The organism is Brevundimonas sp. CURTG3B2_SDJG (genome assembly GCF_057364705.1).
Window position 1 is genome coordinate 1 of sequence record NZ_JBNFOJ010000121.1, and the last position, 8,508, is coordinate 8,508.

Sequence of the window (8,508 nt, forward strand, 5' to 3'; positions counted from 1 at the left end):
GAAGGGGCGAGGGGGAGGAGGGCCGCTCTGCGGAGTTTCTGCGGAGTTTCTGCGGAGTTTCCGTGCGTGATACCGTTCACGGTCTGCCGCGCGCCGCCGTTCAGCCTGCTCGTCTCGCTCGGACGGGACGGGCGCGACGAACTGCGCATCCCGTTCCAAGGCGCGGAACAGCTCCACCAGCTTGTCGCCAGTCACGCCCATCCCCACGAGCAGCGCCATGGTGTCGGCGGAGACGTACATCAGCCGCCCTCGACCATGGCTCTGATCTGCCGAGCGAACCGGGCCGGAACGGCGTAGCCGGCCTCCGGATCGTTCTCGACGACCTCTGGCGGAAATCCGACATCGCGTAAGGCCGTGCGAATCCTGGCCATGTGAACGGCGATGCGGCGGCGGGCGTCGTCGCTCCGCCGCGTGCGCGCACAATCAGCCGCAGGCTCGTCCAACAAACCGACCGACCAGAACCGCCCCGGGCCGTCGACGACCATCCACTTCAGAAACGAGGCTTCGCGCGTGCGGAGGTTGAATAGATGGCCCGCGCACACGGACCATCCAGCATTCTCAAGACGATTCAGCGTCGCCGGGCTTGGCCTCGCGAAGGTTGCTGGGGTCATCTATCACTCGCCTTGATAGCATCAAGTCGCGCCGCGATGTGTCGGAATAGGTCAGGGTCGTCTAGACGTCCGGCCAAGACGCCCAAGGCGGCTCGAAGAGAGCGCGGTGTTTCATAGGCAAACTCTGAGGCCCAACGATCAGTATCCGGAAGATGATCGTCGTTCAGCGCGCGCTCCCGTGCCCGCCGCGCTTTACGATCACTCCAGGCCTCGACAACAAGTCCGGCCCACTGGTGACCGCGAGGAGCAGGATGCTTATGCACAGCCTCGACCGCCGGGCGCGTTCTCTGGTGGGGGCGGCTCAATCCAAGGCGTTGAACTCGGCCCATGACCGAGTTGCGACTACGTCCGAGCTCAATACCGATTGCGGTGCCCGACCAACCGGCGGCCCGCAGTCGGGCCAGGGTTTGGTCTTCCTCGTGGGTCCAGGGGGTCATGCGCTGCCCCCTGCTGGGGCCGGCGTCCCGAACCGCTCATGGAACCATTGACGAGCGCATGGCGAGAGCGCGTAGCCCCAGCCGTAGATGGCCGTTATCCCACCAGGTATCCCGATCTGATGCATGCGCTTTCTCAGTCGGCACATGACCACGCCGATGATCTGGTCGAACGGTCCGTCGCCGTCCGGACGTTGGAACGCGCTCGTGTAAATCGCTGAGCGCGAAATCTGCTCACGCGCCGTCAGGCAGGCAAAAACCGCCGCCTCTTGAGGGCGAATGCGGAGCTCGATCTTCATTCGCTGGATCGTGGAGGCGTCGGCCCCGGCCAGCTCCTGCCGCAGACGCGCGATTTCTGCTTGAAGGTCTTCAATCGAAGGCGGAGTCATGACCGCACCCCCGCCAACGCAGCGTGCAGCGCTTCCCGCTTAGGGTTGGGAGGGGTGATGGCGTCGAGGATGGTGCCGTCGAACAGCATCACGCGCGCTCCCGCTTCACGGTGAAGGAGAGCGAGGAGCCGCAGAGGCTCATCAGCAGGACGACCCAGATGGGGAGCGTCCCGAGGCCAGGCATCCCGGTCGCGGCGGCTAGGTGGTCGTCAAAGCACCACCAAATGAGGAAGAGCGGGAGCATCAGGCGCGCTCCCGCTTCTTGGCAGGACGGGAGCGGTCCAAGTGGTCGGTGTTCTTGACTGCGGTTTCGAGCCAGGCGTTCAGTTCGCGGCGCTGGGCCTTGCGGAAGCGGTCAGCCCAGAAGCCTGGGGCGTCGTTGGCCACAAGGCCAACGAGATTCACCCCGACGCCGCCAAACCACAGGAAGACCTCAGAGACGACATAGACCCGGCCTTCAACGAGCTCCAAGGGTCGGGCATCGCGCGGCACCGCATCCACGCACACCACCTCATCCCCCGGCTTGAAGTCGCACATCACTTCGCTCCCTTCTGGTTCCAGGGTGTCCAAGGCTGGACGGCCTCGCTGATCGGCTTGGACAGTGCCGCTTCGAACCGGCCGGCCGCCGCGAATGCCCGGTCTCGGGCGCGCGCTCGGCTGAACGGGGCGATCTTGTCGTCGGCGTACTGGGCCTGCATGTCCTGGACGCGGGCCAGGAGATCGCGGGCGGCGTCTTGGGCGGCAGGGGTCATCTGTGACCACCCTGCCGCTGGGCCTTGCGCTCCAACCGGCGGACGGCGAACGCGATGATCCGGCCGCCAGCCTTCTCGACGCCGAAGCCGATCCGGCTAAGCGCCTTGCCGATGTAGAGCAGCACCCAACTCGCGGGCGCGCTCCTCCAGGCGGACCACGTTATCGCGGTACGCCTCCCTTGCTCTCTGGGCATGGGATTCTCTCTCGATGATGTCGTGCAGATGGTCGTGGTAGGACTGTCCGAGCAGCTCCTCGCCCAGCGCGGCCCACAGAGCCCAGCCTTCGGCTCTGGCGACCTTCTCCAGGGTTGGAACGGACAGGTGACCCTTCCGCATGTTTTCCGCGGTACTCGGGTCGATCCCGTAGGCCCGGGCGGCGTCCTTCGCCGTTCCGTGCTTGCGGGTCACAAACAGCGACAGCCCATCGGCTAGACGCCTTACGAAAAGTTGCCGGTCGGTCGGCATGCATTCGGCCCCTGACAGTGACATCACTTGGTCACCGCAGCGGGCCGCACCGGACCGGTGGCGGCGCAGGAGAAGAACGGATGTGCGAGCTGATCGAGGTGGAGTTTGGCGACCGCGCCAAGATCACTCGCTGGACGTTCCTGGAATCGGCGGAACGGAACATGACGCTCGCGATTGAGCGCCCGGACTTGAAGAGACCCGCCCTCAAGATGGCGGAACAGAGATTGCGGCAGGCGATGGCCGCGCAGAAATCCAAGCAGCAGGGAGGGGGAGCCTAGCGCTCCCTTTCGCTGTTCCGACTGATAGTTACAGGCATTTACAATCCACGGTCGCGCCGACGCATGGCGAACTCCGACGTTGCGCGAACAACCTTCAGTATACGTCGCGATTTCGTGATCGGATTGGTGGTTAACCCCGTAGACACCGGGGTCATTTCGCGGTTCCGTGAAATTACGGGGCCGGGGGGCCTGGTGGGGGCGAGCCTTGAGTGCAGGTACTTTGGAGCCGCCGCCGCCATCGGCGGAGTTCGTCGCGATCTTCGGACTGGTCCTCGCCGTTTTCGGCGACGACCGAGACGCCATGCGGGACGCGATGACAAGGGCCGCCGACTTCGCGCACGAACGGGCCTTCTGGGACTCGAACATCGTGTCCATCAGGGGGCCGGAGTTCGATGCGGCGACACGCTTGGCCGCCGCTCGCGCCGAGGTTTGGCTGCGCCGATCCCTGGCCGCGTATCTCAAGTCGCTGGAGGCCTGAATGCCCCTCTTGCAGCTGCGATCCCACGCGGAAACCAAGAAGGTGCTCCGTCGGATCAGCCGGGGCGACGCGCCCTGCCAGACCGGGGTGGCGCTCCGAGCGCTCATCGAGGAGCAGCGCAAGGTGTCGTCTCTGCGACCGTCGCCATGCGACGCGACACGCGAGGCGCTCATCACCGCAGGGATCGCGCACTGCATGGCCTCTTGCGGGGGCTGCGCTTTGACCGACGAACTGGGGGCGCCGGGGTAGGTCATCCGTGCACCTTCTCCAGGACGGCGACCTCGGCGTCTGACAGGCCCTTCAGGGCGCCCATCTTGAGACCGGTTGCCCGGAATATGCGGACGGCCATCCGCGGCGCCGGTTCCTTGTTCCCGTTGAGGAGTTCGCTCGCATAGCCGATGCTCATGCCAGTGCGCGCGCGGAGTTCGGTCGGGGTGATCTGCACCCGACCATATTCTCTGTCAGTGAAAAGAATGTCAATCCGCGAGTTCTCTGTCAGTCGGACGACAGCCTTTGCCGTGGCCGCCATACTTCACTGATGGCGACACCAGGACCCTTCGGGACGAACATGCGCGCCCGGCGCAAGGCGCTGGGAGTGACCCAGCAGCACGTGGCGGACGTTGCGGGCGTCGTCGTGAGCTACATTAGCTCCCTTGAGACCGGCGCCAGGCGCAACCCCTCTGAGGCAGTGGCCCGCGGGATCGCAATCGCGCTGGAATGCGCCTCCGTCGCTGAGCTATGGGGCGACAGCATCGAGGTCTTTGAAGAGCGCGCCCTGGCGATCCTACGACGCATTTCCAACCCGGTGTTCCGAGAGAAGGCCCTTCAACAGCTTGAGGTGTTCGCGGACCCGGAGGAGAGGGCGGCATGAGGTGGAGTGCTGTGGTGGCCTGCGTCGGGCTAGCCGGTTGCGGCGCTGTCCAAGACGGCTCCGTGTGCACTGACACCTGGCCGCTGGCGACACGGACCACGGCGCAGGCGGAGATTTCCGCCCAAGGAACGAGTCCTTCCACTCGCGTGTACTCCACCATGATTGCCGCTGACTTCTGCGTGTTCCAGCGTGCGAGGCGGCTCGCGAAGGCCGATGCTACCGCTGATGCAGTCGCCCGCGCAGTCGTCACTCATTGCACGCCGGCCGTTCAGCGAGTCATCGATGCTCAAATAGAAGCTGACAGGGCAGCCCAAAGAACGTCGCCAGTACTCAATGCCCGCACGGGAAGGCCCTCAACGGTTCAGGCCTGGGGCTTCGCCCACTATGAGGGCGAAGCTCTGGCGCGCGTGATCGAGGCTAGGGCCGGAAACTGCAAGCCTATCCCCTGACAGGATAGCCCCCCATGCCCATTCTTGACCGCGTGTTCACCCTCAGAGAAATTTGTGCTTGACGCGGGTTTCACTGGCAGAGAATATCTCCCCATCGACCTGATGGAGAGAGCCCCATGGCCTCGCAAGACACGCTTCCTCTGGAAGCCCTGCTCACCGCTCACGGACCCTCCGACAACCCGCTGTTCGTCAGCCTGACCATCAACGGTCGGAACATCTTCGCCGACGTGGACCTCAAGGACCCCATCGCCCGCCAGATCGTCGTGAACGTCATGGACGCGGCGGACCTGGGCCTGATGGACCTCGACGCCGAACAAGAGTGGGCCGCGTGATGGCTGGGCAATCTCATACGGCGGGTCCGTGGACGGCTCACCAGGGCTGGAAGGACAAGCGGGTCGAGTTCGACCCCGAGAAGCATCCAAACTGGTGCGAGGTCACAGGTCCTGAGGGCGGCCCGTATCTTTCGATCTACGGTCACTTCGGGATCGCCAACGCCCGCCTGATCGCAGCCGCACCGGAACTGCTGGAGGCGCTGGAGGAGTTCGGCCGCGAATACGACGGGTTCCTCGACGGCGACGGCAATCCGTGCCCGACTCTCGCCAGAGCCCGCGCCGCCATCGCAAAGGCCACGGGAGGCGCGGAATGACCCGCGACCGCATCCATCAGGCCGAGGCCCTGTCCGTCGAACTGGACGCCACCCTGGCCCGCGCCCGCTTCGCCCTGTCCGCCTTCGACACGCTCAAGGCCGAACGCTTGGCCGGAGAGGCGAGGGACCTCGCTCAGCAGATCGCCGAGCTGATGTCCCTGAACGTGACCATCACCCTGGCCGAACGTCCGACCAGCATCTTCCCCATCGCCTGCGAGATCGCGCTTGCGGGCCAGCCCAGGAGGGCCGCATGAACTACGAACCTCAGTTCTGGTGTGTCTGGTGCGAAGGCGGCGGTTCGCCGACCGTCAAGCATCGCTTCTACGAGGATGCCAAGCGTGAGGCTGAGCGGCTGGCCCGCGCAAATCCTGGAAAGCGCTTCGTCGTTCTGGCGGCCGCCAGCGCCTTCCTCAAGGACGACGTTCGCGAGGTTCGCTTCGACGAGCGGTTGATCAACGAGGCGGAGATTCCCTTCTGATGACCGCCCCCCTCGTCCAGTGGATGCCGGACACCCGCCGGCCCAGGCCTGTCCGGGTCGAGATCGAAGCGCCCGAGTTCGAGGTCGAACTGACCCCGCTGGGCCAGACCTACCTCGCCGAGCATGACCGCGAGCCGTCCAACGGAATGGGCATCGTGATTCTCGCGGTTGTGATCATCGGGTTCTCTTTGATCGGGAGCCTGGTGTGACCACCCAACCTTTCTCAACCGCCAGAGCCGGGGAGGGGATGGAGCACCAGCCCTCCGCTCGGTCAGCCCTGACCGTTCGGGCCGCTAATAACGGCTCCCCGGAGGCGGATGAATATCCCTTCAACTTCGACCGCCTGGACGAAGCCGAGCGGGTCGCCTGGGACGTTCACCACCTCGACTGCGTGCTGGACGATCTGAAGGGCAAGGACCTTTCAGCCTACCGGGAGGTGTTGGCCCGGCTTTCCCAAAACCTGAACGACCTGAAGGAGGCCGCCAATGGTTATGCTCACTGACTCCGGCTCGGACTATAAGCCCATTGAGGCGGGCGCCTACGCGGCGATCTGCACGCGGGTGATCGACCTCGGGACGCAGACTTCCTCGTACAACGGCGAGGAGAAATCAGCCCGAAAGATCATGCTGACCTGGGAAATTCCCGAGGTCACGGTCGAATGGGAGGGGCAGCAGCGGTCGGCCGCGATCTCGTCGCGCTATACGGCCTCCCTACATGAGAAGGCCAACCTTCGGAAGGTGCTGGAGAGCTGGCGTGGTCGGTCCTTCACCGCGGATGAGTTGAAGGGTTTCGACACCAAAAACGTGCTCGGCGCGGGCTGTCTGTTGAACGTCGTTCATACCGAGAAGGATGGGCGAACCTACGCGAATGTCGCTGCGGTCATGCCCTTGCCTAAGGGGATGACCAAGCCGAGGCCTCGGGAGACCTGATCAACTTCGATCTCGACGAGTTCGAGCCGTCCGTCCTTGAGGGGCTGCACGACCGTCTGAAGGAACTGATCAAGTCGTCGCCTGAGTATCGCGCTCTGACGGCTGGCGAGGACGGGTTTCCTGGTGGCGCGTCTGATGAAGGCGTTTCCGACGGCCACGGTTCGTATGACCGTTCCGACGAAATCCCTTTCTGAGCCTGACGGTCTAGCCCGATGAAGGTCTGGAAGCCTGACAGCTCGTACGCCGCCAAGAAGGAAGGCGTTTGGGAGGCGCTGTGCGCGGAGATCGATGATCTCCCCTCACTCGCCGCCGTCGACGATTGGTGGACCGGCTTCCAGATCAACCATCTCCGCAGCCTGCCTCCTGTTTTCCAAGGACCGCTCCGGGACCGCCTGGAAGACCGCCGCCGGGAACTGGTTGCAATCTCGCGATCCCGTTCCCTCGACCAGCAGTACGCACGCGCGATGGAGCGCGACCGATGACCGAACGTCCCGCCATTCAGGTCGCTAGGGTCGGCGACCGGATCGTCGCCTTGGATGATCTCTCTGCAAAGGAACTCGCCCGCTTTCCGCAGCGAAAGCCGCTGAAGTGCCGGATCACGCAGCAGCGGTCCGTTCCCCAGCATCGCCTCTATTGGGCTCTGCTAGAGAAGACCGTCGAGAACTTCCCGGAAGACCCCTTCGGATTGGCCGATCCGCTGGATGCGGAGACCCTGCACGAGTGGGTGAAAATGGAGGTCGGCTACGTCCGGCCGATCCGAGACAGGCTCGGCAAGGTGACGTTCGTCCCTCGATCCATCGCCTTTGACGAGATGGATCAACCCACGTTCAAGGCGTTCTTCGAGCGGGTGAAGCTCCTTGTCGAAGAGCGCTTCTTACCCGGCATCGACAGTGAGGCCTACGAGGCCGAGGTGCGCGCCATGCTGGCTCCCCAGGGGATCGCCGCATGAGCGCGCCCATCGCCATCGAGAAGCGCAACGTCTCCAAGGCCCGACGCGAGAAAATCATCGCGGCCCAGGACGGCGCCTGCAAGCGCGCCAACTGCGACGAGCCTGCGGTCGATGTGGACCACGTCATCCCGCTCTGGTGCGGCGGCTCGAACCGGGACGACAACCTGGAAGGCTTGTGCGTCGGGCATCACGCCCAGAAGACCAGGGCCGAAGCCAAGGCGCGGGCGAAGGCCAAGCGGATCGTCGCCCGGATCGACAAGACGCGTCGCCCCCGCAAACCCATTCCCCAACGCGTGAACCCCTGGCCCGCCAAGGGCACGGTCAAGCTGAAGTCCGCCGGTTGGAGGCAGAAGGTTGATCGGCCCTCGGTGGGACGGAGCGAAGCGGAGTGCACCCAACAAGGACACCACCCCAATGGCTAAAGCCCACAAGATCACGAAGCTGACCGATGAACAGGTCAGCCAGCTTATCGAGTACCGCAGCGAATGGCTGAAGGTTGGCCTCTCCACCGAGCGCGCCGACCGACCTCGGGCCGAGGCGGGCGTGAAGCTGGCCTATGAGGCAGCGGGTCTGACCCCGCCCAAGCTGATGATCTGGCTCGACAGCCCGACGGCCGGCGCGATGGGCGCTGCTCTCCTGGCAGGCACCGCGAAGGCTGGCAAGAACGTCAGGGCTCAGGTCGGGGATCAGGTCTGGGCTCAGGTCAGGGCTCAGGTCTGGGATCAGGTCGGGGCTCAGGTCTGGGATCAGGTCTGGGCTCAGGTCAGGGCTCAGGTCTG

24 protein-coding genes are annotated in these 8,508 nt (G+C 64.7%); 14 read left to right on the forward strand and 10 right to left on the reverse strand.

All coding sequences use genetic code 11. From position 1 onward, the window contains the following. The 9 genes from AC2W7C_RS09685 to AC2W7C_RS09725 all read right to left on the reverse strand — a co-directional run. Nucleotides 1-240: hypothetical protein (locus tag AC2W7C_RS09685; protein WP_486001250.1), on the reverse strand; the 240-nt coding region annotated here is incomplete at its 3' end. Beyond that, nucleotides 240-611 (reverse strand): hypothetical protein, encoded by a 372-nt coding sequence (locus AC2W7C_RS09690; RefSeq protein ID WP_486001251.1) that lies wholly within the window; start codon nt 609-611, stop codon nt 240-242. The genes AC2W7C_RS09690 and AC2W7C_RS09685, both read right to left, overlap by 1 nt. Continuing rightward, on the reverse strand, nt 608-1,048 hold the full coding sequence (locus tag AC2W7C_RS09695; protein ID WP_486001252.1) for a GcrA family cell cycle regulator: 441 nt from the start codon (nt 1,046-1,048) through the stop codon (nt 608-610). Before AC2W7C_RS09695 ends, AC2W7C_RS09690 begins: the two co-directional genes overlap by 4 nt. After that, complete coding sequence (locus AC2W7C_RS09700) at nt 1,045-1,434, reverse strand: hypothetical protein (protein WP_486001253.1); 390 nt, start codon at nt 1,432-1,434, stop codon at nt 1,045-1,047. Before AC2W7C_RS09700 ends, AC2W7C_RS09695 begins: the two co-directional genes overlap by 4 nt. A gap of 88 nt (nt 1,435-1,522) precedes the next feature. After that, nucleotides 1,523-1,678 carry a hypothetical protein gene (locus AC2W7C_RS09705; protein ID WP_486001254.1) on the reverse strand — a complete coding sequence of 52 codons (156 nt, stop codon included), beginning with the start codon at nt 1,676-1,678 and terminating at the stop codon, nt 1,523-1,525. Beyond that, a complete protein-coding gene (locus AC2W7C_RS09710; RefSeq protein ID WP_486001255.1) occupies nt 1,678-1,971 on the reverse strand; it encodes a hypothetical protein in 294 nt (97 codons plus the stop codon). Before AC2W7C_RS09710 ends, AC2W7C_RS09705 begins: the two co-directional genes overlap by 1 nt. Further along, nucleotides 1,971-2,186: a hypothetical protein gene (locus AC2W7C_RS09715; RefSeq protein WP_486001256.1), complete on the reverse strand. Its 216-nt coding sequence runs from the start codon at nt 2,184-2,186 to the stop codon at nt 1,971-1,973. Before AC2W7C_RS09715 ends, AC2W7C_RS09710 begins: the two co-directional genes overlap by 1 nt. Continuing rightward, complete coding sequence (locus AC2W7C_RS09720; RefSeq protein ID WP_486001257.1) at nt 2,183-2,311, reverse strand: hypothetical protein; 129 nt, start codon at nt 2,309-2,311, stop codon at nt 2,183-2,185. Before AC2W7C_RS09720 ends, AC2W7C_RS09715 begins: the two co-directional genes overlap by 4 nt. Continuing rightward, nucleotides 2,283-2,651: a hypothetical protein gene (locus AC2W7C_RS09725; RefSeq protein ID WP_486001258.1), complete on the reverse strand. Its 369-nt coding sequence runs from the start codon at nt 2,649-2,651 to the stop codon at nt 2,283-2,285. The genes AC2W7C_RS09720 and AC2W7C_RS09725 overlap by 29 nt, the downstream gene beginning before the upstream one ends. Before the next feature lie 80 nt (nt 2,652-2,731). On the opposite strand from AC2W7C_RS09725, the gene AC2W7C_RS09730 reads away from it, so the two are divergent. Together AC2W7C_RS09730 and AC2W7C_RS09735 are read left to right on the forward strand one after the other, a co-directional pair. Then, the gene (locus AC2W7C_RS09730; protein ID WP_486001259.1) at nt 2,732-2,929 is read left to right on the forward strand and encodes a hypothetical protein; all 198 of its coding nucleotides are present in this window, start codon (nt 2,732-2,734) and stop codon (nt 2,927-2,929) included. A gap of 301 nt (nt 2,930-3,230) precedes the next feature. Beyond that, nucleotides 3,231-3,407, forward strand: coding sequence for a hypothetical protein (locus AC2W7C_RS09735; protein WP_486001260.1), 177 nt, complete (start codon nt 3,231-3,233; stop codon nt 3,405-3,407). A gap of 250 nt (nt 3,408-3,657) precedes the next feature. Here the strand turns inward: AC2W7C_RS09735 and AC2W7C_RS09740 are convergent, their stop codons facing one another. Next, complete coding sequence (locus tag AC2W7C_RS09740; protein ID WP_486001261.1) at nt 3,658-3,852, reverse strand: hypothetical protein; 195 nt, start codon at nt 3,850-3,852, stop codon at nt 3,658-3,660. 123 nt (nt 3,853-3,975) lie between these two features. On the opposite strand from AC2W7C_RS09740, the gene AC2W7C_RS09745 reads away from it, so the two are divergent. From AC2W7C_RS09745 to AC2W7C_RS09800, 12 genes are all read left to right on the forward strand, one after another. Continuing rightward, entirely contained in the window at nt 3,976-4,278 is a 303-nt protein-coding gene (locus tag AC2W7C_RS09745; protein WP_486001262.1) for a helix-turn-helix domain-containing protein, read from the forward strand. A gap of 565 nt (nt 4,279-4,843) precedes the next feature. Continuing rightward, nucleotides 4,844-5,059: a hypothetical protein gene (locus AC2W7C_RS09750; RefSeq protein ID WP_486001263.1), complete on the forward strand. Its 216-nt coding sequence runs from the start codon at nt 4,844-4,846 to the stop codon at nt 5,057-5,059. Continuing rightward, on the forward strand, nt 5,059-5,373 hold the full coding sequence (locus AC2W7C_RS09755; protein ID WP_486001264.1) for a hypothetical protein: 315 nt from the start codon (nt 5,059-5,061) through the stop codon (nt 5,371-5,373). The genes AC2W7C_RS09750 and AC2W7C_RS09755 overlap by 1 nt, the downstream gene beginning before the upstream one ends. Continuing rightward, nucleotides 5,370-5,627 carry a hypothetical protein gene (locus tag AC2W7C_RS09760; protein ID WP_486001265.1) on the forward strand — a complete coding sequence of 86 codons (258 nt, stop codon included), beginning with the start codon at nt 5,370-5,372 and terminating at the stop codon, nt 5,625-5,627. Before AC2W7C_RS09755 ends, AC2W7C_RS09760 begins: the two co-directional genes overlap by 4 nt. Continuing rightward, nucleotides 5,624-5,851, forward strand: a complete 228-nt coding sequence (locus AC2W7C_RS09765) for a hypothetical protein (protein WP_486001266.1) — start codon at nt 5,624-5,626, stop codon at nt 5,849-5,851. Before AC2W7C_RS09760 ends, AC2W7C_RS09765 begins: the two co-directional genes overlap by 4 nt. Next, nucleotides 5,851-6,060 (forward strand): hypothetical protein, encoded by a 210-nt coding sequence (locus tag AC2W7C_RS09770; RefSeq protein WP_486001267.1) that lies wholly within the window; start codon nt 5,851-5,853, stop codon nt 6,058-6,060. Before AC2W7C_RS09765 ends, AC2W7C_RS09770 begins: the two co-directional genes overlap by 1 nt. Before the next feature lie 38 nt (nt 6,061-6,098). After that, nucleotides 6,099-6,353, forward strand: coding sequence for a hypothetical protein (locus AC2W7C_RS09775; RefSeq protein WP_486001268.1), 255 nt, complete (start codon nt 6,099-6,101; stop codon nt 6,351-6,353). After that, a complete protein-coding gene (locus tag AC2W7C_RS09780; RefSeq protein WP_486001269.1) occupies nt 6,337-6,780 on the forward strand; it encodes a phage replication initiation protein, NGO0469 family in 444 nt (147 codons plus the stop codon). Before AC2W7C_RS09775 ends, AC2W7C_RS09780 begins: the two co-directional genes overlap by 17 nt. Before the next feature lie 212 nt (nt 6,781-6,992). After that, on the forward strand, nt 6,993-7,262 hold the full coding sequence (locus AC2W7C_RS09785) for a hypothetical protein (protein WP_486001270.1): 270 nt from the start codon (nt 6,993-6,995) through the stop codon (nt 7,260-7,262). Next, nucleotides 7,259-7,729 (forward strand): hypothetical protein, encoded by a 471-nt coding sequence (locus AC2W7C_RS09790; RefSeq protein ID WP_486001271.1) that lies wholly within the window; start codon nt 7,259-7,261, stop codon nt 7,727-7,729. The genes AC2W7C_RS09785 and AC2W7C_RS09790 overlap by 4 nt, the downstream gene beginning before the upstream one ends. Next, a complete protein-coding gene (locus AC2W7C_RS09795; protein WP_486001272.1) occupies nt 7,726-8,151 on the forward strand; it encodes an HNH endonuclease in 426 nt (141 codons plus the stop codon). The genes AC2W7C_RS09790 and AC2W7C_RS09795 overlap by 4 nt, the downstream gene beginning before the upstream one ends. Continuing rightward, the coding region (locus AC2W7C_RS09800) for a hypothetical protein (protein ID WP_486001273.1) at nt 8,144-8,508 on the forward strand (365 nt) is incomplete at its 3' end. The genes AC2W7C_RS09795 and AC2W7C_RS09800, both read left to right, overlap by 8 nt.